This window comes from Rhodococcus sp. A14 (assembly GCF_011603105.1).
Classification (GTDB): Bacteria; Actinomycetota; Actinomycetes; order Mycobacteriales; family Mycobacteriaceae; genus Rhodococcus_F; species Rhodococcus_F opacus.
Genome location: NZ_JAAOQS010000033.1, coordinates 1 through 25384, shown reverse-complemented (window position 1 = coordinate 25384; position 25384 = coordinate 1). Strand labels below are relative to the sequence as shown.

The following is a 25384-nucleotide window of genomic DNA, read 5'->3' as shown; positions in this document are numbered from 1 at the left end:
TTCCTTCTCCTCCTACTGGGGCAGCTTGGGGGTGATCTGGCGGTCGATGATCTGCTGGAGTTGCGTCCCGACGCCGGCGAACGTCGTCGCCACGTCCGCGTTCTGCAGCGCGATCTGTTCGAGTCCGGTGCCGATGATCTGGTCGCCGCCGGGCACGAACACACGGGCGTAGTCCTGCGACCCGGTCTTCGCGAGCTGGTCGACGGCGGTGCGCGCGTTGGGGTTCGCGTCGAGGTATGCCTTCATGCCCGGGTCCTCGACAGCGGACTTGCGGACGGGCATGTACCCGACGTTCTGGGAGAAGTACGCGGTGTTCTCACCGTTCGTCACGAAGTCGATGAACGTCAGCGCGTTCTTCTTGCGCTCGTCGGAGATCCGCGCCGGAATCGCGAGGCCCGCGCCGCCGGTCGGGCAGCCCGGGGCGCCCGACGCGGGGAGGAACGCGGTGCCGAAGTCGAACGCGGCCGACTTGGTGATTCCCGACAGGTCACCGGTCGAGGCGATGGTCGACGCGAGGATGCCCGCACCGAACTCGTTGGCGATGTCGCTCGACACCGCCGCGTACTTCTTCGTGTGGATCATGTCCTTCAGGAACGTCCCCGCGGCGAGCGTTGTCTCGTCGCCGAACTTCAGGTCCCACTGGTCCGAGTACGCCCCGCCGAACGTCCAGACCGGTCCCTCGAACGTCCAGCCCAGGTAGTTCTTGGCGTCACCCCAGCCGTGGGCCAGCTTGCCGCCGCCCATCACCCGCTGCAGTTCGGGACCCCACTCGTCGAACTCCTGCCAGGTGGCGGGCCCGCGATCGGGCAGGCCGGCCTGCGCCCACACCTGCTTGTTGTAGTAGAACAGCGGCGTCGACCGCGCATACGGGAGGGCGTAGTGCGTGCCCTCGAACAGGTAGTCGGCGAGCAGCGAGTCGACGTAGTCGGAGGAGTCGACGCCGACCGTGCCGAACAGTCCGTCGAGCGGTTCGATGGCACCGGTCAGCGCGTAGTTGAACCACCAGACGTCCGACAGGACCACGACGTCGGGCAGTTCGCCGCCCGACAGGGCCGCGTTGAACTTCTGCGACACCTCCTCGTAGTTCTTTCCGCCGTCGACGAGGTTCACGGTGAGGTCGGGGTGTTTCGCCTGGAACCGGTTGATCAGTTCACGTTCGACGTCCTGCGATTTGCCGGGGTGGTTGGACCAGAACGTGATGGTGTTCGCGTCACCGGCCGCACCGGACGCCGCCGACGAGCCCGACCCCGACCCGGCGCAGGCCGTCAGCGCGGCACCGGCGGCCACCGCGCCCGCCAGCCCGAGGAATCCTCGACGGTTCATCCGATTCATGTCTCTCCTCGTTCTCCGCTATCCCTTGACCGCACCCGATGTGAGGCCCTTGATCATGTGCCGTTGCAGCACAAGGAAAACCGCGAGAATCGGCAGCATCGTGAGTACCGTTCCCGCCATGACCGGGCCCCAGTTGGTGAGCCCGTCGTTGTTCTGGAGTTGGGTCAGCCCGATCGGCAGCGGCGCGACGGAGGCGTCGTCGGCCATCAGGAACGGCCACAGGTATTCGTTCCACTCGGTGACGACGGTGATGATCGCGAACGCCACCATGGTGGGGCCCGACACCGGCAGGACCACCCGCCACAGCAGCCGGAAGTGGCCTGCGCCGTCCATCCGGGCGGCCTCGATGATCTCGGTGGGTATCGACAGGAAGTGGTTGCGCATCAGGAACGTTCCGAACGCGACCCCGGCGAGCGGAACGATGATGCCGTGAAAGCTGTTCCGCCAGCCCCATTCGGCGACGAGTGCGTAGTTGGAGATGACCGTAATCTGGTTGGGCACCATCAACGCGGCGATGATGCCGAGGAACACGAGGTTCTTGCCCGGGAACCGCAGGAACACCAGCCCGTAGGCGCTGAACACGCCGAGCGCGAACTTCACGACGGCCAGCACCCCGGTGATGATCACCGAGTTCCGCAGGAACGTCCAGAACGGCACCGAGGTGGTGGCCTCGGAGTAGTTCTCGGGATGAAAGGTGCCGGGCCACCAGGTCACCGGCAGGGTGTAAACGTCCGGACGATCCTTGAAGGACGTCATCACGATCCAGTACAGCGGCAGGGCCACCATGACCAGCACCGCCACCATCGCGGCGTACCCCAGAGCCGTCACGAGCGCCTCCCGGCGTCGATGGTCACGGGCCGCGTCTGCTGTCACCGGCACCTCCGTGCTGCGCTGATCGCGCACGGTGTCCGCGATCACCGGACCTCACCGCGATCCATGATCCGCACCTGATAGACGGTGATCCCGAGCAGGACCAGGAACATGATCGTGGCCACGGTGGCGCCGTAGCCGGCACGGAAGTTGCGGAACGACTCGTTGTAGACCTGGTAGACCATCGTGGTGGTTCCGGTACCGAGTGGACCGCCCCGGGTCATCACGTTGATGATGTCGAACACCTGAAGGGAGCCCAGCATCACCGTGATCGAGAGGAAGTAGGTGGTCGGACGCAACTGCGGGAGGACGACCCGGCGGAACGTCGTCCACCGGCCCGCCCCGTCGATCTCCGCGGCCTCGGTCAACTCGCGCCGCGTACCCTGCAGTGCCGCAAGGTAGATCACGAACGTGTAGCCAAGGTTCTTCCACATGTAGGTGACCGTCACCATGAACAGCGCCCAGTGCGGATCCTGATAGAAGTCGGGGACGGAGTCGACCCCGGCACGGTGCAGAAGATCCTGGATCAACCCGAAACGGGGATCGAACACGAACTGGAACGCCACGCCGATCGCGGCACCCGAGATGACGAACGGCGCGAAGATCGCCGAGCGGACGAGGTTGCGGCCGTGCAGGTTACGGTCCAGCAGCACGGCGAGCGCGAGACCGGCGACCATCGATCCGACCACGGTCGCGACAGTGAACACGACGGTGTTCCCGACGATCTGCCAGGTGTCGGGCCTGCTCCACCATTCGCGGTAGTTGTCCCAGCCGACGAACGTGGCGACGGGGTCGGCGATGTTCCAGTCGAAGAACGACAGCCGGATGTTGTCGACCAGGGGCCGGTAGGTGAACAGAACGAGCAGAACCAGATTGGGACCCACCAGCGCTGCGAACAGCGCGTAGTCCCGCCACGGACGCCCGAGCAATCCCTGCTTTCCCGGCGACGGCAGGGTTCGTTCCGGACTCGATCTCACTGCGGCAGTCTGACGACCGTGTACGAATAGCCGGTAAATTGCCGTAGCCCGCACATTGAACTGTGCGGGCTACGGGGACAACTGGTCAGATCAGGGTCAGCGGTTCCAGTCGCCGAGACCGTCGGAGCCGCTCAGCACGCCGCCTGCGGTGTTCTGCACGACCACGGCGTCGCCCTTCTTCGAGTTCTCGTAGAACCACTTGGCGTCGTCGGTGCTCACGTTGAGGCAGCCGTGGCTGACGTTGGTGTTGCCCTGGGCGTCCACCGACCACGGTGCGGCGTGGACGAAGATGCCGCTGTACGACATGCGGGTGGCGTACTCGACGTACGTGCGGTACCCCTCGGCCGAATCGACCGGGACACCGTACGTGGACGAGTCCATGTACATGTCACGGAACTTGTCGCCGATGATGTAGGTGCCGTTCGGCGTCTCGTGATCGGTCTTACCCATCGACGTCGGCATGGTCTTGACCACTTCGCCGTTCCGGGTGACGGTGATCTGCTTGGTGTTGTCGTCCGCGGTCGCCACCAGGGCGTCGCCGATGGTGAACGTGGAGTGCGAATCGCCGGCGTCCACGGTGACCTCGGTGTTCGCGGGCCAGAACTCGGTGGGCTTCCACCGCACCTGGCTGTCGTTGATCCAGTAGAAACCGCCCTCGACCGGCTGGCTGGTGGTGACCTTGATGGCACGCTCGGCGGCGGCGCGGTCGCCGATCGCCTCGTTGAAGCGGATGATCACCGGTTGCGCGACACCCACGACCTCGCCCGCACCCGGGTTGAGGGACGGGGCCGAGAAGTTCGCGGGCGCGGGTGCCGGTTCAGGAAGCGGTAGCTGCGGCGCGCCGGGCAGACCGGGCAGGGTGGGAAGACTCGGAACCTCCGGTCCACCGGGAAAGAGCGGTGCGGCCTGTGCGGCCCCGACCAGCGCCGTTCCGGACACGACGGCCCCGGTCAGTGCGACAGCGACGCGCGAAGACCAGTGCTTGTTCCTGGAAAAACCGATTCCTGACTTGCCCATATGACCACTCTCGTTCGACGACGTGTGCAACGCGCGTCCCCGACGGACCTACCAATCGCGCACTGCCATTAACACACATCATCCGGCCGCGAGCAATTTGCCCGCAATCGTTGCCGCTCCGCGGCCTGCGGGGCGTGGGTGTCACCGAGTGGTCAAGAAGCGCTCACGATCAGGTATCGGCGCGGGCGGCGGCGAGCATGCTCTCGATGGTGATCAGCTTGGTGCGCGTCCGACCGGCAGCCTTGCCCCCGGCACGTTCGGTCTTGTCGATGCGCTGCCAGCCCTGGTAGTCGACGGCGTCGGGCGCACGCTCGGCGATCAGGCGGTCGAGAGCCTCACGTTCGGTGGGCGCGTCGAGGCGACCGGCGGAGAAATCGTCGATCAGCATCTTGACCGTCTCCGCGGAGCAGTACTTGTTGGTGCCGATCACGCCCGTCGGCCCGCGCTTGATCCAGCCCGCCACGTACACGCCGGGCACGGGTGTGCCGGTCTCCGGATCGATCACCCGGCCGTTCTCGTTGGGTATGACGCCGCGCCGGTCGTCGAAGGGGATGCCGGCCACGGGTTGACCGCGGTAACCGATCGAGCGCAGCACCAGGCCCGTGTCCAGTGTCGAGGTGACGTCGGACGGTTTGGCGCTGAGCCGTCCGGACGCGTCCGCGACCATCTCGTTCTTCGCGATGCGCACCGATTCGACGGCGTCGGTGCCGAGAATCTCCACGGGCGACGTCAGGAACCGCAATACGATCCGCTTCTTCGCCGGATCGGCGGTGCGCCGGGCGAACTCCTCGACCTGCCGCACCTTGTGGCGCTGCGACGGCTCGGCCTCGTCGCCGTCGACGAACGCGCGGCTTGCCGGGTCGAGGACCGCTTCGTCCGGGTCGACCACGATGTCCACGTCCGGCATCAGCCCGAGCGCGAGGAGTTCGGGGTTGGTGTAGGCGGCCTGAGCGGGGCCACGGCGGCCGAGAATGACGACCTCGCGGATGTTGCTCGCCCGCAGCGCCTCGAGGGCGTGGTCCGCGAGGTCCGTCTTGGCCAGGATCTCCGGATCGGTGACGAGGATGCGGGCCACGTCGAGTGCCACGTTGCCGTTGCCGACGATGACGGCCCGCTCCCCCGACAGGTCGAACGTGTGGTCGGCGTAGTCGGGGTGACCGTTGTACCAGGCCACGAACTCGGTGGCGGCGTGGCTGCCGACGAGATCCTCGCCGGGAATGCCCAGCGTGCGGTCGCCTGCCGCGCCGACCGCGTAGATGACGGCGTGGTGGTGTGCGAGCAGTTCCTCGTGGCTCACGTCCCGGCCCACTTCCACGTTGAAGTGGCAGTGCACCGTGCGCTTGCCGACGACCGAACGGAACTGGTCCGTGACGCCCTTGGTGCCCGGATGGTCCGGCGCGACCCCGGCGCGCACCAGCCCGTACGGGGTAGGAAGCCGGTCGAAGATGTCGACCTCGACGCGCGGTTTCGCGGTCAGTTCCATCGCGGCGTAGCAGGCGGCCGGACCCGACCCGACGATCGCGACGTGGAGCGTGCCGAGGGCTGCGTCGATCTGCGGCAGCGCGAGCGGCTCGGGCCAGTCGGGGCCGATGGGGTGCTTGGTGTAGTACTGCGCGTTGATGTCGAGGTACGGCTCGTCGACCTCGTCGAGGTCGTTCTCCGCGTAGATGGCCTCCACCGGGCACTCCTCGACGCAGGCCCCGCAGTCGATGCAGGTGTCCGGGTCGATGTACAGCATTTCCGTGGTAGCGAACGGCTTCTCGTCCGGTGTGGGATGGATGCAGTTGACCGGACAGACATCGACGCACGATGCGTCGTTGCAGCACGGCTGCGTGATCACATAAGTCACGGTTCTCCCCTACCTGAGTACGCGCAGTCCGACGTCGGGATGTGACACCAGACTATAACGTGTTCCAATTTTGCGCGAGAACCGTCCGCTGTGTCAGACCGCGTCGCCCGGCTCCACACGGAATCCGACCTTGACCGTGACCTGGTAGTGCGCGATCGCGCCGTTCTCGACGTGGCCCCGGGTCTCGACGACCTCGAACCACTCGACGTTGCGCACGGTCTCGTTGGTCCGCGCGATGGCGTTCTCGATGGCCGCATCGGTGCTGTCGCTCGACGAACCGACGACCTCGACAACTCGGTACACGTGATCACTCATCAGGATTCCTTTCGTGGTTACTTGCCGTTCCGGACGATCGCCTGCGCCTCGACACCGAGCCTGGCCAGACGAAGATCACCGAGAGCCGTGAGGGAACTGCCGAGCCGATTGGTGACGAAGCCGAGGGACAGTCCGCTGTCGAGGTCCGCGTAGGCGCCGGACCCGCCGACACCGTAGTGCCCGATCGCGTTCCGTGGTTGTTCCCGGGACGCGAGGATCGGCCGGTGGTAGCCGAGGGACCACTGCGGCCGGATACCGAGAACGTAGTCCCGGTCGTAGGTCTGCACCTGCGACATCTGCGCGATGGTGGACTTGCGCAGGAACCGGTGTCCGTCCAGCCTGCCGCCGTTGGCGATGGCGCCGTACATGCGCGCGAGCGCCCGCGCGCTGAACACGCCGTTCCAGCCGGGCATCACCGCGTCGTGCACCGCGGGGTTCCGGACCAGCACGTCGAATCCCCGGGGCATCGCCGCCTCGGCGAGTCCGCGGGTGGGGCCGACGAGCGAGAGCACGTTCGACGTGAGCTCCCAGTTGAGTCCGGCCGGGTTGATGTGCGGAAACAGCTTCGCGATCCGCGGACGGTGCTGTCCGGGAACCTGATACCAGAAGTCGTCGACGCCGAGCGGGCCTGCGATTTCATCCTGCACGACCTGGACGAACGGCTTTCCGGTGACGCGTGCGATCAGTTCGGCCACCAGCCACCCGTAGGTGACGGCGTGATACCCGGGGCCGCGCAGCCTGCGCGGATCCGCCGGGGTGGCCGCGAGAGCCCCGACGACGGCGTCGTAGTCGAGGAGATCGAGCGGGCTCCGCATCAGACCCCGGACCTTGTGCAGTCCGGCCCGGTGGGTGAGGAGTTCGCGGACCGTGATGTCGTCCTTGCCTGCCGCGCCGAACTCGGGCCAGTAGCGCGCGACGGGCGCGTCGTAGTCGATCAGCCGGCGTTCGGCGAGCCGGTGGACGACCGTGCTGGCCACGCCCTTTCCCGTGGAGAACGACAGGGCGACGGTGTCGCGGTCCCAGCGGCGGTCGCGGTCGGCCCAGCCCGCCCAGATGTCGAGGACTTTCTCACCCCGGAAGTACGCGGTGAGCGCCCCGCCGCCGTGCTGAGGTTGCCGGTACATCGCGAAGAACCGGTCGGCGAGCGGCAGGAACCGCGGATCGACGTGCAGCTCCGTCCGTGGCACGGACGCGGGCCGGGGAACTCGAACGCTGGTCGTCATCGACCACCTCCGATCTCGCTGCCGTATTTCCTACGGCAGTTGCGTCAGCCCATTGTGACTACCGTCACCATACGACGCGGACCGGGGTGCCGTTCAGGGAAGCCGCCACACTGTTATGCCGTCACTCAGACACGCTTGACCTGCAAGGAAATTGATCGCGAGCGACGGTCCAGCGGCGCACACCACGCCCTTGGCCGGATCCGCGACGAGCGCCTGCCCGCCCGGACCGCTCAGCACCAGGGCGGGACCGGCACTGTCGACCGTTCCGATGGCGACGCTCTCGGGCCCGACCGCCACGGCGGCGACGGCGCCACGACGTGCCTCGGCCGCACCCACACCGCCGCCCAGCCCCGCGCCGAGCGCCGCGCCCGCGTGGGCTGCGTCGGCGAAACCGACACCGTCCGTGCCGAACGCCGCCGAATTGCTGCTCGTATCGGCATTGGCACCGCACGCGGTGCGGTCGACGATCGTGGTGTCGCCCCGGCCGGGTGGTGACACACAGGAGAGGGAGACGGCCGACGCGGTGGCCGGCGCGATCATCAGGGCCCCGAGTGCCGTCGCGACGACACCGAGGGCGAGTCCGGCAGTACCGACTGTCGTACGTTCCATGGCGACCTCACATTGTTCCCGACCCGACCGTCCCGAGCCTACGTGAGCGCCGGCTATTTGCGGTCTCGGTCCCGACTCGGTTGTACCCGCTTGGGTTCCCCCGGCATCTTGGGGTAATTGGGTGGGTACGGCAGATCGCCGAGACCGTTCGCTGCGTCCCGTTCGGCCATCTCCAGCAGCACGTCCAGCGATTGCGCCACGTCGCCCATGGTCGCCATGGGATCGCCGCGCTTCTCGAGCAGCGCGGGCACGGTCGCGATGGTGAAGTCGTCGGGGTCGACGTCGACGAGTTCCTCCCAGGTGACCGGCGTCGACACGGTCGCGATCGGCGTCTTGCGGGCCGAGTAGGCGGACGCGATGGTCTTGTCCCTGGCGTTCTGGTTGAAGTCGAGGAAGATGCGTTCGCCGCGTTCCTCCTTCCACCAGGACGTGGTGGCCCGGTCGCCGCTGCGCCGCTCGATCTCCCGTGCGAGGGCGATGCCCGCGCGCCGCACCTCGATGAAATCCCAGCGCGGCTCGATGCGGAGATACACGTGCAGCCCGCGGCCCCCCGACGTCTTGGGGTAGCCGACGAGACCGAGTTCGTCCAGCAGCGGCCGGAGCACGTCCAGCGCGACCGCCCGGGCGTCGTCGAATCCGGTCCCCGGCTGCGGGTCCAGGTCGATGCGCAGTTCGTCGGGGTGATCGACGTCGGGGCACCGGACCGCCCACGGGTGGAACGTGATGTTGCCGAGGTTCGCCGCCCACACGATGTTCGCGGCGCTGCGCACGCAGAGCACGTCGGCCTTGCGGCCGGAGGGGAACGTGACCTCGCACGAGTCGACGTGATCGGGGCGCTTCGCGGGAACCCGCTTCTGGTAGATCTCCTCGCCCTCGATCCCGTCCGGGAACCGTTGCAGATGCGTCGGCCGATCGAACAGGGCGGTCAGCAGCGCACCGTTCAGCGCCACGGTCCGGTAGTACTCCACCAGGTGCCGTTTCGTGCCGCCCTCGGCACCGAGTTTCGGGTAGTAGATCTTGTCGGGATTCGACAGCCGCACGGCGATGCCGTCGACGTCGAGTTCTTCGGCAGGACTCGCCATCTAGGAACCTCCGGCCAGGACGTCGGCAAGGTCGTATCGCACCGGGACCTCCAATTGTTGGAACGTGCACTCGTCGGGCGTCCGGTCCGGGCGCCAGCGCAGGAACCGCGCGGCGTGCCGGAACCGGGCACCCTCCATCTGGTCGTACGCCACCTCGACGACGCGTTCGGGGCGCAGCGGCACCCAGGTTCGGTCGTTACCCGACTGCCACCGCGTCGGCGCCCCGTCCGCGACGACGTCGTCTCCGACGCGCAGCTCGTCGAGTTCGGCGAGCAGTTCGATCCGCCGCGCCGCCGTGAACGCCGACGCGCCGCCGACCATCGCCATCTGGTCGCCGTCGTACAGTCCGAGCAGCATCGACCCGATCCCCGGCTGACTCTTGTGCGGCCGGTAGCCGATGACGACGCAGTCGGCGGTGCGGGCGTGCTTCACCTTCACCATTTCCCGCTTGTTCGGCAGGTACGGGCCCACCAGCTTCTTCGCCACCACCCCGTCGAGGCCGGCCCCCTCGAACGCCTCGAACCACTCGATGGCCGTCGCACTGGATTCGGTGGCCGCGGTGACGTGGCAGCTGGGTCCACCGCCGATGGTGTCGACGAGCTGCGCGCGACGTACGGAGAAGTCCTCCCGGCTGAGGTCGCGGTCGCCCAGCGCGAGCAGATCGAACGCGACGAACTGGGCCGGCGTCTTCTCCGACAGCATCGCCACCCGGCTCTCGGCCGGATGAATGCGCTCCGACAACGACTCCCAGTCGAGCCGGGTGTGGCCGTCGATGCTGCGCGGGACGACGAGTTCGCCGTCCACCACGCACCGCTCGGGCAGTTCGTCCTTCACCGCCCGGACTAGTTCGGGAAAGTACCTGGCCAGATCCTTTCCGCCGCGGGACCCGAGCACCACCTCGTCGCCGTCGCGGAAGACGAGTGTGCGGAAACCGTCCCATTTCGGTTCGTAGGACCAGGCGAGCCCGGACTCCGGTTGCGCCGGAACGGACGACGCAGCCTTCGCGAGCATCGGCTGTAACGGAGGCATCACGGGGAGATCCACCCGTCCATACTGTCACCACGATTGGCAAATCGAACAGCGATGTAATCAAATAATGCGCGACACGGCAATCGCGGTGGACACGATCGAGGTGGCAACGGTCATCTCGGAGGAACGGGTGGCGGACGGTCACCTGACGGAGGGGTCAGACATGACAGGGTTAGTTCGGCGGGTGTGTACCGCAGTCGTCGCATTGTCGGCGACGGCAGTTCTGGTGGCCGGGTGCGGTTCGGACACGACGCCCACCGCGGTGCCGGAGTCGGGTGCCTCCGCGGCCACCTCGTCCAGCGAATCGACCACCGTGATCGACGGGCAGGAAGGCGAGGACGCCGGCGGCGACGTCGACTTCGAGGTCGCGATCGGTGAATGCGTGAAGCTCGGCGGCACCGTCTCCGACGCCGAGATCGACAAGGCGGTGTGCGGCAGCGCCGATTCGAACTACAAGGTGATCGCCAAGGCCGCGAAGAACAGCCAGTGCATCAGCGACGCCGACTCGTACTACTACGAAACCCTCGGCGGCATCGAGCAGGGCGCGATCTGCCTCGACGTCGACTGGGTCGTCGGCGGTTGCATGGACGTCGGCGGCGAGGATCCCGCGCGCATCGACTGCGGCGACACCGCGGCCGTCGACGGCGTCAAGGTGACGGAGATCGTGCAGGGCGCAACGTCCGTGGACTCGTGCAGCACGTCGTCCAACGGATACGAATACCCCGAGCGCAAGTTCGTCGTCTGCGTCGACGAACTCTGACAGCAGGCGCCGGCCGGCTGCGGGCACTGCCCGCAGCCGGCCTCGCTCACAACCAGCCGCGGCGTTTGAAGATCGTGTACAGCCCGGCGCAGGTGAGCATCATCAGAGACAGGGCGAACGGATACCCACCGACCCAGTGCAGTTCGGGCATGTGGTCGAAGTTCATGCCGTAGACCGTCCCGATCAGGGTGGGCGCGAACAGGATCGCCGCCCACGCCGACACCTTCTTGATCTCCTCGTTCTGCGCATAGCTGGCCTGGGTCAGGTTGCGCATCTCCTCGTTCTGCTCCTGCGACACCAGGGTGGCGTTGACGGTGAGGATGTTCCCGAGCAGCTGACGGAAGCCGTCGGCCCGCTCCACGACGACCGTCGCGTGGTCGGTGACGTCACGCAGATAACGCTGCAGCTCCTCGTCGGTGTTGTACTTCTCGAATCCCGCCGACAACCCGCGCAGCATCCCGAGCAGCGGCCTTGTGGCCCTCTGGAATTCGATGACCTCGCGGGTGAGTTCGTAGATGCGCCGCGACACGCCCGGCGCTCCGCTGAACACCTCGGTCTCGATCTCGTCGATGTCGTTCTGCAGTCCGGCGACCACCGGCGCGTACCCGTCGACCACGGCGTCGAGGATGGCGTAGAGAACCGCCTCGGGTCCGAGGCGGAGCAGGTCCGGGTTGCTCTCCATCCGCCGGCGGACCGCCGACAGGTCGGGGGATTCGCTGTGCCGGACGGTGAGCACGAACGTCGGACCGCAGAAGACGTGCAGCTCACCGAATTCGACGCGCTCGGTTTCGTCGCAGTAGCGCGCGGCGCGCAGGACCACGAACAGCGTCTTGCCGTACCGCTCCAGCTTGGGCCGCTGGTGGGCGACGATCGCGTCTTCGACAGCCAGCTCATGCAGGTCGAATTGCTTTGCTGCCGCATACAACTGGGCGTCGTTCGGCCGGTACATCCCGATCCACGCCATCGACGACGCGTCGGGCAGGCTCGCGAGTGCCTCCGACAGCGTGGCCGGGGTGGCCGTCTTCCGGCCGTCGCGGTAGACGGCGCTGTTGACCACAGTTTCCTCCGCAGGCGTCGGTTCGACGGGCCGGCGGGTCACCGCGTGACCGGCGTCGGCGTCGGACAGACCGGCGGAGCGGCTGGGGAGGAGGGAACGGATCGGACGCAGCTGAGGCATGACACGGGGCTTTCGAGGGAAAGTGGGCAGCGCGGAACGGCGCTGAGGAACACGGACCGTGAAACCGCGCACCTACCGGTGGAACGGTTTCAGTTGGTACTCGGAGGTTGGCTTCTCATCGGATGCCACACCTCCTTGCTCTCTCGAAAAGGCAGTTCACGACCTCGGCGAACTGCAGACCGGGGGACACGATACCCCCGCCGACCGGCCACGACAACCTGGGATCCCCGCCGTGTCGGTCCCGGATCCGGCGCCTGCCGCGGCAGATACTGGGCGGGCAACGAATCACCACCGAGAGGCCCTCATGACCAGCTGGTCGGACAGACCGATCTGCGCGTTCGACCTGGAGACGACGGGACCCGACCCCACCGACGCCCGCATCGTCTCCGCGTGCATCGCCGTCGTCGACGCTCACCACTTCGAGTCGCGAACCTGGCTGCTCGACCCGGAGGTTCCCATCCCGCAGGGCGCCTCGGACGTGCACGGAATCTCCACGGAGTACGCCCGGGCTCACGGACAGGACTACGCCACCGGGTACGGCGAGATCCGCGAGGCTCTGCACGACGCGTGGACCCGCGACCATGCCGTCGTCGCGTTCAACGCCTCCTACGACCTGACCGTCATGCACACCGAGGGTCTGCGCCTCGGGCTGACCGAACTCGTCACCGGCATCGTGGTCGACCCGTACGTCATCGACCGCGAGATGGATCGGTACCGGAAGGGCAGGCGCACTCTCGGCGCGGTGTGCGAGCACTACGGCATCGCGCTGGAGGACGCCCACGAGGCCGAGGCCGACGCGATCGCCGCCGCACACCTCGCCCGGACGCTCGCGCAGGAGTACCCGAATCTGCGGGCTCTGGACATCATGAGCCATCAGGCCGGCTGGCACGCGGAACGGCAACGCGACTTCGCCGACTACCTCGTCCGGCAGGGCCGGGACGCATCGGATGTCAACGGTGAGTGGCCGATTCGCGGTCTCGCACAGTTCCGCATCGCCTGATCCGATTCACGGCCGTTCGGCGAGCGCGCGCGACAGGACCGGCCCGATGACGGCGAGGGACTGCGGCTCGATCATCTCGTTGTGCCCGCAGTCCACGGGCCGCTCGTCGATCCGGCCGGTCACGAGCGGCCGCCACTCGTCCGCCGACCGCGCACGGGTCGCGCCGTTCCCGTCGCGGCTGGCGGGGAAGATGAGCAGGTCCCCGTCGTAGACCCGCGGCACGAAGTGGTGGGCGAGCCACCGCGAATTCTCGTATCCCGCGGTGATCCGTTCGAGGTCGTGCCCGCGCACTCCGGTCTCGGTCCCGAACGACTCGTCGATCAACCGGGCCGCGTGCTCGTAGGTCATCTCACCGTCGCCCTCGGTCTGGAGTCCCAGCCCGCGCAGGAGGTCCCGGATCTCCAGCCTGCCGACCAGCGGGTCCTCGCCGCCCACGGGGTAGCTGTCCATGACGGCGAGTGTCGCTACCTCTTCGCCGGCCCTCTGCAGTTCGACGGCCATGGCGTGCGCGATGACCCCGCCGAGGGACCAGCCGAGCAGGTCGTACGGTCCGGTGGGCTGGATGGCCTGCATCTCCTCGACGTATCGGTGGGCCAGTTGCTCGATCGTCCGGTAGTCGCCGTCACCGCTGATCGTGGGCAGCTGCAGTCCGTATGCCGGCCGGTCGGGAGGGAGATACTGCACCAGACCTGCGTACCCCCAGGACAGACCGATGCCCGGATGCACGCAGAACAGCGGTCGCCCGCTTCCCTGCGCACGCAGCGGAATCACCACGGCGAGTGCCTCTTCCATACCGGCGCTCCGGTGTGGAAGGTCGAGGCGGCGGGCGATTCCCGCCGGTGTCGGGTCGAGGAACATCCACTGCAGCGGAACCCTCCGATCCAACGCCGCCTGCAGTGCGCTGACGATCCTGGTGGCGAGGAGCGAATTTCCACCGAGATCGAAGAAGCTGTCCGCGGTGCCCACCCGGTCCACTCCGAGTACCTCCGCGAAGGCGTCCACGACGATGCGCTCGTTGTCCGTGGCCGGTGCCCGGAACGCCGCACCGGCCGAGCCGAATTCCGGGGCGGGCAACGCCTTCCGGTCGAGCTTGCCCACCGGGGTCGTCGGAATCCGATCGAGAACGACCACCGCGGACGGCACCATGTGGGTGGGCAGGCGCTCGGACGCGTAGGTGCGCAGCCCCGCGGGCTCCACCTCCTGCCCGTCCTGAACCCGCACGTACGAGGCGAGCACGGTGTCACCGGACGGGCCGGTGTGGCCGATGGTGGCGGCGAAGGCAACCGCCGGGTGCCGGGCGAGCACGGCGTCGATCTCCCCGAGTTCGATGCGGAAACCACGGACCTTCACCTGGAAGTCGCTGCGGCCGATGTACTCGAGTGCGCTTGCCGTCTTCCGCCAGCGCACCACGTCGCCGGTCCGGTACATCCGGGTGCCCGGTTCCCCGAAATTGCAGGCGACGAATCGTTCCGCGGTGAGCGCCGACCGGTTGTGGTACCCGCGTGCCATACCCGGTCCGGCGATGTACAACTCGCCCGGTACGCCGACCGGGACCGGCTGCAGTCTCTCGTCGAGGACCAGGAACGCGAAACCCCGTGCGGGAGACCCGATGTTCACGCCCTCACCGGGTCGCATCGCGGCGCTGACGCTCGCCTGAATCGTGGTCTCCGTGGGCCCGTATCCGCTGTGCAGGCTCCGCCCCGGCGCCCACCGCGCCACCACTTCCGGCGGGCACGCCTCGCCCACCAGATCCAGGACCCGGAGCGAATCGAGTCCGTCGTTGTCGAGGGCCGCCAGCGCGGTCGGCGTGATGGTCGCATGGGTCACCTGCTCGCGACGGAACAGATCCGCCAGGTCGCTGCCCCCGATGACGGCAGGCGGCACGATCACGACGCGCGCCGACGCACTGAACGCCATCATCAGCTCGAACACCGACGCGTCGAAGCTCGGGGACGCCAACTGCGAGACCCGGGACTCGTGCGTGACCTGGAACCATTCGTGGGTCTCCGCGGTGAAATCGGCCATGCCCCGGTGGGTGACGGTCACGCCCTTCGGTCTTCCGGTCGACCCCGACGTGTAGATGAGATAGGCCGGGTGGGCGAGGTGCAGCGGCCTCGTCCGCTCCTCGTCGGTGATCGGTGCCGGCGACACGTCCGCCGCCTGCGCGGCGAAGTCCTCGTCGTCGAGGACCAGCCACGGAACGGTGTCGGGCAGGGTGCTCCGGCGACTCCTCACGGTGAGGCCGAGCGCGGCCCGGCAATCGGTGAGCATGTATTCGATACGGTCGCGCGGGTAGGTGGGGTCGACGGGTACGAGCGCCGCGCCCGCCTTGGTGATCGACCAGATCGAGATCACCGACTCGATCGACCGGGGCATGCCGACAGCCACGAACGTCTCCGGTCCCACCCCTCGGTCGCGGAGAACCCGGGCCACCCGGTTGGACCACTCGTCGAGTTGGCGGTAGGTCACGCGCCGGTCCTCGAGGGACAGGGCCACCGAGTCCGGGTCGAGCGCGGCGGCGGCCGTCAGCAGGTCGGGCCACAGCTCGGGGCGCACCTCCGGCGCGCCGCGGGCAGGGACCATCGCCCGCAGCTCCGCCTCGTCGAGGAGGGGGAGGTCGCCGATCGGCCGGTCGGGGTTCACGGTGACGGCGTCGAGGATCCGCACGAAGCGGTCGGCGAAGCCACGGACCGTGTCGGGGTCGAAGAGATCGGTGGCGAAGTCGACGGCGCCGTTCATCCCCGCGGGCGCACCGTTCGCGTCGAACTCTTCCGCCAGGAGGAATTCGAGATCCACCTTGACCACGGCGAGCCCGGGATCGATTCCACGGACTTCCAGTCCCGGCAGTGTCAGGGCCGGTCGCTCGTTGTTCTGGAATTCCAGCGACACCTGGACGAGCGGCGCATACGCCGTCGATCGGGTCGGCCCGACCGCCTCCACCACCCGCTCGAACGGAACGTCGGCATGCGCGAAGGCGCCGAGGTCGACGTCGCGACAGTGCGCGGCAAGGGCGGTGAACGACTCGGCCGCATCCACCTGCGTGCGCAGGGCGAGCGTGCCCACGAACATGCCCACCAGATCGTCGAGTGCGGGCTCTCCCCGGCCGGCGATCGGGGTGCCGACGGCGACGTCCGGAGTTCCACCGAGGCGGCTGAGCAACACCGCGAGGGCGGCGTGCACGGTCATGAATTCGGTGGAGCCGAGCCGTCGCGACAACTCCCGGATGCGACGGTGAAGGTCGCTGTCGACGGAGAAGTGGATGCGCTCGCCGCGGAAGGACTGCTGGGACGGCCGATCCCGATCGGTGGGGAGTTCCAGGAGATCGGGGGCGCCGGCCAGCGCGATCGTCCAGTAGTCGAGTTGCCGCGATATCAGCGACCGGGGGTCGTCGTCCGAACCCAGCGATTCCCGTTGCCACAGGGCGTAATCGGCGTACTGCACCGGCAGGGGCGCCCAGTCGGGCGCGCCGCCGGAGACGCGGGCGCCGTACGCCGTCATCACGTCGCGCACCAGCGGGACCATCGAGAACCCGTCTGCCGAGATGTGGTGCACCACCACGGCGAGTACGTGCTCGGTAGCGTTCAGTGAATACAGCCCGACCCGCAGCGGAAGCCTCACGGTGACATCGAAACCCGCCGAGACGAGCCGGGTCACTTCCTCCCGCAGCTGCTCGTCCGAGACGGTGACGGGGATCAGCGCGGGCACCGCACCCGCAGCGGGCAGGATCTGCTGAACCGGCCAGTCGCCGCGGACCGGGAACATCGTGCGCAGCGACTCGTGCCGGGCGACGACATCGGTGAGCGCCGAATTCAGTGCTCCCACATCGAGGTCCCCGCTGAGTGTCACCACGATCGGGATGTTGTAGGCGGCCGAGGTGGTGTCGAGCTGGTTGACGAACCACATTCGCTGCTGCGCGAACGACAGCGGAATGTCCTCGGGCCGGGTGCGGGCCGCGAGCACCGGTCGTCCGGACGGCTCTGCACCGGCGTGCTCGATCCGTGCCGCCAGCGCGGCGACCGTGGGCGCCTCGAACAGATCACGCACCCCGCACTCGGTGCCGAGCAGCGCTCGCAGCCGCGCCATCACCCGGGTGGCGCTCAGGGAGTTTCCGCCGATGTCGAAGAAGCCGGCGTCGGCGCCGACACGCCCCAGCCCGAGTACGTCCGCGAAGACTCCGGCCACCGTTTCCTCGATCGGACCGATCGGCACCCGGTCGTGCCCCGTCCCGGAGAGCAGGTCGGGCTCGGGCAGTGCCGTGCGGTCCAGCTTGCCGACCGCCGTCAGTGGAATGCGATCCAGAACGGTGATCGAGGTGGGCACCATGTGGGACGGCAGGCGGTCCGCCAGGTGCCGGGTGAGTACCGCCGTGTCGAGGGAGCGACCCGACGTCGGAACGACGTACGACACCAGCAGGGTGTCTCCCGCAGGACCGCGATGCGCGAGAGTGGCGGCGAATCCGACGTCCGGTTCCGACATGAGGGTGGAGTCGATCTCGCCGAGTTCGATGCGGAAACCGCGCACCTTCACCTGGAAGTCGGTGCGGCCCACGTACTCGATGCTGTGGTCTGCCGTCCACCGCACGATGTCACCGGTGCGATACATCCTCTCCCCGGGACGGACGGGGTCGGCGACGAACCGCTCGGCGGTGAGTGCCGGTCGGCGGTGGTAGCCGCGGGCCAGACCGGCCCCGGCGAGATACAACTCGCCCGGAACCCCCACGGGGACCGGTTGCAGCCGGGAGTCGAGCACCAGTTCCGTCACCCCGCGGATCGGCCCGCCGATGGTGATCGGGTGCCCGGGGACCATCGGCTCGCTGATGTTGGACATGATCGTCGTCTCGGTCGGCCCGTACGCGTTGTACAGCCGGCGGCCCGGCGCCCAACGGGCGACGAGTTCGGGCGGGCAGGCCTCGCCGCCGAACACCAGGTCCGTGAGCTGCGCCAGCCCGACCGGATCGAGTGACGCCAACGCAGCGGTGGTGATGAAGGCGTGGGTCACGCTCCGGTCGGCCAGAAGCCGCGCGAGTTCGTCGCCGCCGAACACGGTGGGCGGCGCGATCACCATCGTCGCGCCGGCACCGAAGGCCTGCAGGTACTCGAACACCGACCCGTCGAAACTCGGTGTGGAGAAGTGCAGAGTCCGGGACTGCGGTGTCGCACCGAAACGTTCGAGCTGGTCGAGAGCGAAGTTGTCCAGTCCGCGATGGGTGACCACCACACCCTTGGGCACACCCGTGGACCCCGACGTGTACACGGCGTACACGGCGGTGTCCAGCGTGATCGGACCGTTCCGGTCGACATCGGTCACGGCTGCCGCCGGGCGCTCGGCGCACTCGGCCGCGAAGCCGGGTTCGTCCAGGCCCAGCCAGTGTGCGGTGCCCGGGAGCCGGTCTCGGTGTTCGGTCGTGGTCACGCCGAGAGTGACTCCGGAATCGACGAGCATGTGCGTGATGCGCTCGTCGGGGTAGTTCGGATCGATCGGCACGAACGCCGCACCGGTCTTCGCCACCGCCCACACCGACAGCACTGAGTCGAGGGACCGCGGTATCCCGATGGCCACGAACGTCTCCGGGCCCGCCCCCCGCGCGATGAGTGCGCGCGCCAGGCGATTCGACCGCTCGTCCAGGTCGCCGTAGCTCACGTCGCCGTCCTCGGAGGACAGTGCGATCGCCCCCGGATCGAGCGCGGCCCCCTCTTCGAGGATCTGCGGCAGCGTGCGGGTCGACCCGCCCGGACCGCCGCGGACCGGCACCAGATCGGCGCGCTCCCGGTCGGTCAGCAGCGACAGCGCGGCCAGCGGCTGGTCCGGACGAGCGCACGCGTCGAGCACTCGCAGCACGCGTCCGGCGATGTCGTCGATGGTGTCCGCGTCGAAGACGTCCGGGAGGTACTCGAACTTCAGGCGCAGACGAGCGTCGGCGGATGCCACGAGACTCAACGGATAGTGGGCCGCATCTCGCGCGTCCACTCCGGCGACGCGCATTCCGGCGATGTCGGTCTCGGTGGAGAGCCCGGCGCGGTCGACGGGGTACGACTCGAACACCGTCAACGTGTCGAATCCGACCTCCGGTCCGGCGGCACTCTGGATTTCGGCCAGCCCGAGGTGGTGGTGATCCAGCAACGCCGCCTGCTCGGCCTGCACCCGTTCCAGCAGGGCGCCCACCGTGTCGTCGGGGCGCAGCCTCACCCGGACGGGCAGTGTGTTGATGAACAGTCCGACCATCGTCTCGATGCCGGTCAACTCGGGGGGCCGCCCCGAGACGGTGGCGCCGAACAGCACGTCGTCTCGGGCGGTCAACGTACCCAGCACAATCCCCCAGGAGACCTGAACGAGCGTGTTGACGGTCAGTCCCCGCGAACGCGCGACGTCGCGCAGGCGGGTGGTGTGGTCCTCGTCCAGGTCGAAGACGAACTCGTCGGACATCGTGGACAACCGCCGTCCCCGGTCCGAGTGGGCCAGCAACGTCGGTCCGTCCACCCCGGCGAGGGCCCGAGCCCACACCTCACGGGAGGCGCCCTGATCTCGGCGGCTCATCCACCCCAGGTAGTCGCGGTACCCGCGAACGCGGGGCAGCGGCGACGGGTCCCCGTCGGTGGCGTACAGCGTCAGCAACTCCCGGACCAGCAGCGGCATCGACCAGCCGTCGAGGAGGATGTGGTGGTTCGTCGACACCAGCCGGTAGCGGTTCGGCGCGGTAGCGATCAACAGGAACCGGATCAGCGGGGCACGCGTCAGGTCGAACGGGCGACCCCGGTCCTCGGCCAGTAGTCGCGCGACCTCGGACGCCGCAGCGTCCTCGTCGAGAGCCGTGAGATCGACCTCGCGCCAGGGCGCCTCCACCCTTCGACGGATCACCTGAACTGCGTTGCCGTCGGCGTCGTGCCGGAAGCAGGCGCGCAGATTGGCGTGCCGGTCCAGCAGGGCGTCGGCCGCGCGGCGCAGTCGATGCGGATCCACGGCGCCCTCGAGTTCGAGGCTCACCTGCACCAGGTAGGCGTCGAGGGAGTCGTCGGCGAGTTCGGAGTGGAAGAGCATGCCGGACTGCAGGGGCGACAGCGGCCACACGTCCGTCAGGTCCGGACAGATGTGTTCGAGGTCCTCGATCGCATCCTGTCGAAGTTCGACGAGATCGAGATCCGACGGCGTGAACCCACCGCCACCCGACTCCGTATGCGTGCCGAGAGCAGCGAGCGCCTGCAGCCATAGCTGCGCGAGTTCCTCGACCTCCTCGTGGGTGAGGACGCCCGGAGGGTAGGTCCACGTGGAGTTCAGCTGGGGGCCGTCGCCCGAGTCGACGGTCATCGCGTTGACGTCGACGACGGCCGCGACGGGCACCGCCGACTTCTCGCGCAGTCCGGGTTCCTCGACCGGCACCCACCCCTCGTCGGTCTCCGTGGCGGTCCGGCCCATTCTGCCGAGGTAGTTGAAGCTGACCTGAGGCGTCGGCAGCGGTGAAAGAACGTGCGCCGTCTCGTCGTTCAGGTACCGGAGTAGTCCGAAACCGATGCCGTGGTCGGGAACGGCGAGGAGTTGCTCCTTCACGGACTTGAGCGCGACCCCCGCGGACGGGCCCGCGGCGAACGCGTCGTCGAGGTCCACCCCGCTCAGATCGAGTCGCACCGGGAAGAGGGTGGTGAACCAGCCGATCGTGCGCGCGAGATCCGCGCCCGGCACCACGTGCTCCTCTCGACCGTGTCCCTCGAGACCCACCAGCGCGCCGGGGAGTTCGATCCCGCGGCGTCGCCGCCAACTCGTCAGCGCCATGGTCAGTGCCGTCAGCAGCGCATCTCCCACACCGGCGTGGAAGGCCCGCGGCACGGTTGTCAGGAGGGTCTCGGTCAACGGGGCAGAAACTCGTACCGCGAAGTGCGCGGCGGTCGCAGCGGTGTCCGACACGGTCACCGGGCGCGACCCCAGCAGCGGGTCGGGCGCGTTCAGCATTCCCCGCCACAGTTCGACCTCGGCGGTGCGCTGGGGTTCACGCGCGGCGTCGGCGAGTGCGTGTGCCCACCGGCGCATCGACGTTCCCGGTGGCTCGAGCGCCGGTTCCGCGCCGGACTGCAGTTGCGCGCACACCGCGGCGAGGTCGGGGATCAGGATCCGCCAGGACACACCGTCCATCGCCAGATGATGGACGACGATCAACACGCGACTCGGATGGTCGCCGCCGTCCAGCCAGACCGCCTGCAGCATCACGCCCGACTCCGGGTCGAGCCGATCGAGGGCACTGTCGAGTTCGGCGCCGACATCGTCCACCCGGCCCCGGCGGAGAACGCTCGCCGCCCGCACCGATCCTTCGGCCTGCACCTCCATCGACCAGCCCTCTTCGGTGCGGGACGTGCGGTACAACCGCGCCCGCAACAGGTCGTGCCGATCCAGCACGGCCTGCAGCGCCGCCGTCAGGGTGTCGTCGTCCACCGAGGCGGGCAGCGTGAACAGAGCGGACTGCGAGTAGCGGCGGAAATCCCCACCCCGGGCGAGCATCCACCGCACGATCGGAGTCAGCGGAATCTCGCCGATCCCGGCCCCGGGCAGCTCGTCGAGAACCACCGTCCCGTCATCCGTTCCGGCCGCCGCGGCCAGCCCGGCAACGGTTTTGCGCTCGAACACCTCGCGCGGCGAGATCAGTATCCCGGCGGCCTTGGCGCGGGTGACCAGCTGGATGGACATGATCGAATCCCCGCCGAGGGCGAAGAACGAGTCGTCGACCCCCACCGAGTCGAGGCCGAGGACCTCCGCGAACAGCTCCACGAGGGTCCGTTCCGTCTCGGTGACCGGACCGCGGCCCACGGTCACTCGCTGTCCGAAGTCCGGTTCGGGCAGAGCTTTCCGATCGAGTTTGCCGTTCACCGTCCGCGGCATCTCGTCGAGAACCACCACGGCGGCCGGCACCATATGCGACGCCAATCGCTCGGCGGCCGTATCGATGATCGCCGCCGGGTCGATCGCGACACCGGTCTCCGGCACCACGTACCCCACCAACCGGTCCCCGCGTGCCGTCACCGCAGACTGCGCCACCCCCTCGCACGCGAGCAGCGCCGACTCCACCTCACCGAGTTCGATCCGGTAGCCCTTGACCTGCACCTGGAGGTCGTTGCGGCCGAGGTATTCCAGCTGTCCGTGCCCGTTCCACCTGCCCAGGTCGCCGGACCGGTACATCCGGGCCCCGGGAGTGAAGGGGTCGGCGACGAATCGGCCGGACGTGAGGGCCTGCCGGCCGAGATAGCCACGTGCGACCTGCGCCCCGGAGACGTACATCTCCCCGACCACGCCCGGCGGCACCGGATGCAGTCGTCCGTCGAGCACGTACACGTGCAGTCCGGGCAGTCCCCGGCCGATCACGGAGGCGGGCTCCTCCTCGACGACGTCCCGGGCGATCGGTAGGTGGCTGACGTGCACGGTGGTTTCCGTGATGCCGTACATGTTGACCAGGACCGGCGCGGTGTCGCCCCGGCGTGCGTACCAGCGCCGCAACTGGCCGAACTCGAGGGCCTCCCCGCCGAAGATGACGTACCGCAGCGACAGGCCGGGACCACCGGCGAGACGATCGGCCTCCGCCAATTGGTAGAAGGCGGTGGGGGTTTGATTCACGACCGTGACTGCTTCGTCGCGCAGGAGTTCGAGGAACCTCGCGGGTGAGCGCGCCGTGAAGTAGTCCACCAGCACCAGCCGGCCGCCGTGCGCGAGCGCCCCCCACATTTCCCACACCGAGAAGTCGAACGCGGCGGAATGGAACATGGTCCACACGTCGGCCGGTCCGAATCCGAACAGCGTCTGGGTGTTCGCCAGCAACGTGATCACGTTGCGGTGCGAGACCTGCACGCCCTTCGGCTGCCCGGTGGAACCGGACGTGTAGATCACGTACGCCACCGAGTCCAGGTGCAGCGGAGCACGGCGGTCGGTGTCGGTCACCGGCAGCGACGACAACCGCTGCAGCGCGGTCACTGTCTCGGGATCGTCCACCACAACCACCGGAACCCCGGCGCCGCGGAAAGTCTCGGCGTCCGCGGTCGTGGTGAGCACGCACTTCGGCCGGGCGTCGCCGAGCAGGAAGGCCAACCGCTCGGCAGGAGAGGCCACGTCCACCGGAAGGTACCCGGCACCCGACTTCACCACCGCCAGCAGTGCCACGACGAGGTCGATCGACCGCGTCATCCCCACCGCCACCAGGTTTTCCGCGGCTGCCCCCTGTTCCACCAGCAGTCTCGCGAGCCGGTTGGCCCGGTCGTCGAGCTCGCGGTACGTCACCGAAGCGTCGTCGCAGCGCACCGCGACGGCATCGCCCGCGGATGCCACCATGCGATCGAACGCATCCACGAGCGACAGCGGTGGGACATCGGTCCCCGGCCGATGCGCGGCGGTGAGCAGGAGCTCGCGTTCGGGCGCGTGGAGGATGTCGACGTCCCCGACGGGTGCGGTCGGGTCGGTGGTCACGGCCACGATCACCCGCACGAAGCGCTCCGCGACACTCTCCACCGACGCGCGATCGAACACATCGGTCGCGTAGCGGAGGCCGGCGCTGATCCCGGCAGGCACGCCCTGCTCGTCGACCCGCTCCACCAGGCTCAGCTGCAGATCGAACTTCGCGACGTCCAGATCGACGTCGAGCGACCGGGCGGTCAACCCGGGCAGTTCCAGGTGGGTGCGGGTGGCGTTCTGGAATTCGAGCAACACCTGGAACAGGGGCGAGTGCGCGGTCGACCGCTCGGGTGCGAGTTCGTCCACCAGCCGCTCGAAGGGAAGGTCTGCGTGCTCGAACGCGCGGAGGTCCACCGACCGCACGGCGGTGAGCACGTCGGCGAACGACGATCCCGGCGCCACCGGTGTGCGGAGCACCAGCGTGTTGACGAACATCCCCACGACGTCGTCGAGTGCCGCGTGGCCCCGGCCCGCGACCGCGGTTCCCACCACCACGTCGTCCGATCCCGACACCCTCTCCAGCAGCACGGCCAGCGTGGCGTGCACCACCATGAACAGCGTCGAATTGTGCTGTCGTGCAAGATCGGCCAGAGCTTCGTGGACGGATGGCGGGATGTCGAACGGGACGACGGCCCCGAGGAAGGACCGGTGGACGGGTCGGGGCCGGTCCAGGGGCAGTGGCAGCACGTCCGGGATGCCCGACAATGTCCGGACCCAGTACCCGAGCTGACCGGACATCACCGAATCGGGCTGGTCTTCGGTGCCCAGTACCTGTCGCTGCCACAGGCTGTAGTCGGCGTACTGCACGGGCAGCGGCGCCCAGCCGGGTGCCTGCTGCTGTGCGCGGGCGGTGTAGGCGAGCATCAGGTCGCGCGCCAGGGGCGCCATCGAGAAGCCGTCGGCCGCGATGTGGTGCACGACGAGGGCGAGGACGTGCCGCTCGGGAGTGAGTGTCCACAGCCTCACCCGGATCGGAAGGTCCTCGGTGACGTCGAATCCCACGCCGAAGAATGCGGTGAGCGAGTCGTGAAGGGCTCCTTCGGCAACCGGGACCGGATCGAGGTCGGGGGTCGCGAGCGTGGAGTCGACGATCACCTGCCGGGGGCCGTCGGCGGAACCGGGAAACACGGTCCGCAGCGACTCGTGGCGTTCCATGACGTCGCCGAGTGCCGCTTGTAGCGCAGCCAGGTCCACCACGCCGTCCAACTGCAGGGCGACCGGGATGTTGTAGGCCGGTGAGGAGGTGTCGAACTGGTTGACGAACCACATCCGCTGTTGCGCGACGGAAAGGGGAATCCGCTCGGGCCGCGCCGTCGCGGTGAGTGCCGGGGAGCCGGAACTCGTCCTCACGTCCGAGTCGATCCGGACGGCCAGATCGGACACCACGGGTGCGTCGAACAGCGCCGCGACACCCAGAGTCGTGTCCAGTGCGCTGTTGATGCGTCCCACCACCCGGGTGGCACTGAGCGAGTCTCCCCCGAGGTCGAAGAAGCTGTCGTCGGCCCCGACGCGGTCGACATCGAGGACGGCGGCGAAGGCGGTGGCGATCGCTTCCTCCGCGGGTGTGGTGGGGGCGCGGTATCCGACGGTGCGCGTGCCGAATTCCGGTTTCGGCAGCGCTTTCCGGTCGAGTTTGCCGTTCACCGTCACCGGCAACTCCGCCAGCACCACCACCACCGACGGCACCATGAACCCCGGCAACGCCACCGCAGCCCACTCCCGCAC

At 68.4% G+C, this 25384-nt stretch carries 14 protein-coding genes; 2 read left to right on the top strand and 12 right to left on the bottom strand.

Features of this window, described 5'->3' with window-relative positions:
- Positions 1-12: 12 nt before the first annotated feature.
- The 10 genes from G9373_RS18935 to G9373_RS18890 form a co-directional block, all read right to left on the bottom strand.
- Complete coding sequence (locus G9373_RS18935; protein WP_167116160.1) at positions 13-1332, bottom strand: ABC transporter substrate-binding protein; 1320 nt, start codon at positions 1330-1332, stop codon at positions 13-15.
- Between the two features lie 18 nt (positions 1333-1350).
- Complete coding sequence (locus G9373_RS18930; RefSeq protein ID WP_054248867.1) at positions 1351-2250, bottom strand: carbohydrate ABC transporter permease; 900 nt, start codon at positions 2248-2250, stop codon at positions 1351-1353.
- On the bottom strand, positions 2247-3155 hold the full coding sequence (locus G9373_RS18925; protein ID WP_169695351.1) for a sugar ABC transporter permease: 909 nt from the start codon (positions 3153-3155) through the stop codon (positions 2247-2249). Before G9373_RS18925 ends, G9373_RS18930 begins: the two co-directional genes overlap by 4 nt.
- Before the next feature lie 120 nt (positions 3156-3275).
- Positions 3276-4196, bottom strand: a complete 921-nt coding sequence (locus tag G9373_RS18920) for an Ig-like domain-containing protein (protein ID WP_005253076.1) — start codon at positions 4194-4196, stop codon at positions 3276-3278.
- A 169-nt stretch (positions 4197-4365) separates the two neighbouring features.
- Positions 4366-6045 carry an FAD-dependent oxidoreductase gene (locus G9373_RS18915; protein ID WP_043789887.1) on the bottom strand — a complete coding sequence of 560 codons (1680 nt, stop codon included), beginning with the start codon at positions 6043-6045 and terminating at the stop codon, positions 4366-4368.
- 93 nt (positions 6046-6138) lie between these two features.
- Complete coding sequence (locus tag G9373_RS18910; RefSeq protein ID WP_005253074.1) at positions 6139-6360, bottom strand: dodecin; 222 nt, start codon at positions 6358-6360, stop codon at positions 6139-6141.
- A 17-nt stretch (positions 6361-6377) separates the two neighbouring features.
- Positions 6378-7583 (bottom strand): serine hydrolase domain-containing protein, encoded by a 1206-nt coding sequence (locus G9373_RS18905; RefSeq protein ID WP_005253073.1) that lies wholly within the window; start codon positions 7581-7583, stop codon positions 6378-6380.
- A gap of 93 nt (positions 7584-7676) precedes the next feature.
- Positions 7677-8192: a DUF6764 family protein gene (locus G9373_RS18900; RefSeq protein ID WP_133986178.1), complete on the bottom strand. Its 516-nt coding sequence runs from the start codon at positions 8190-8192 to the stop codon at positions 7677-7679.
- 53 nt (positions 8193-8245) lie between these two features.
- Positions 8246-9274 carry a DNA polymerase domain-containing protein gene (locus G9373_RS18895; protein WP_005561963.1) on the bottom strand — a complete coding sequence of 343 codons (1029 nt, stop codon included), beginning with the start codon at positions 9272-9274 and terminating at the stop codon, positions 8246-8248.
- Complete coding sequence (locus tag G9373_RS18890; protein ID WP_133986177.1) at positions 9275-10318, bottom strand: ATP-dependent DNA ligase; 1044 nt, start codon at positions 10316-10318, stop codon at positions 9275-9277.
- 52 nt (positions 10319-10370) lie between these two features.
- Between G9373_RS18890 and G9373_RS18885 the strand changes: the two genes are divergently transcribed.
- Complete coding sequence (locus G9373_RS18885; RefSeq protein WP_005561959.1) at positions 10371-11063, top strand: hypothetical protein; 693 nt, start codon at positions 10371-10373, stop codon at positions 11061-11063.
- 46 nt (positions 11064-11109) lie between these two features.
- Here the strand turns inward: G9373_RS18885 and G9373_RS18880 are convergent, their stop codons facing one another.
- On the bottom strand, positions 11110-12240 hold the full coding sequence (locus G9373_RS18880; protein ID WP_005253068.1) for a magnesium and cobalt transport protein CorA: 1131 nt from the start codon (positions 12238-12240) through the stop codon (positions 11110-11112).
- Positions 12241-12544: 304 nt separating this feature from the next.
- Here G9373_RS18880 and G9373_RS18875 point away from each other — a divergent pair, with 304 nt between their 5' ends.
- Positions 12545-13240 carry a 3'-5' exonuclease gene (locus G9373_RS18875; RefSeq protein ID WP_133986176.1) on the top strand — a complete coding sequence of 232 codons (696 nt, stop codon included), beginning with the start codon at positions 12545-12547 and terminating at the stop codon, positions 13238-13240.
- A 6-nt stretch (positions 13241-13246) separates the two neighbouring features.
- Here G9373_RS18875 and G9373_RS18870 read toward each other — a convergent pair whose 3' ends face one another.
- On the bottom strand, positions 13247-25366 hold the full coding sequence (locus G9373_RS18870; RefSeq protein WP_346842835.1) for an amino acid adenylation domain-containing protein: 12120 nt from the start codon (positions 25364-25366) through the stop codon (positions 13247-13249).
- Positions 25367-25384: the final 18 nt, after the last annotated feature.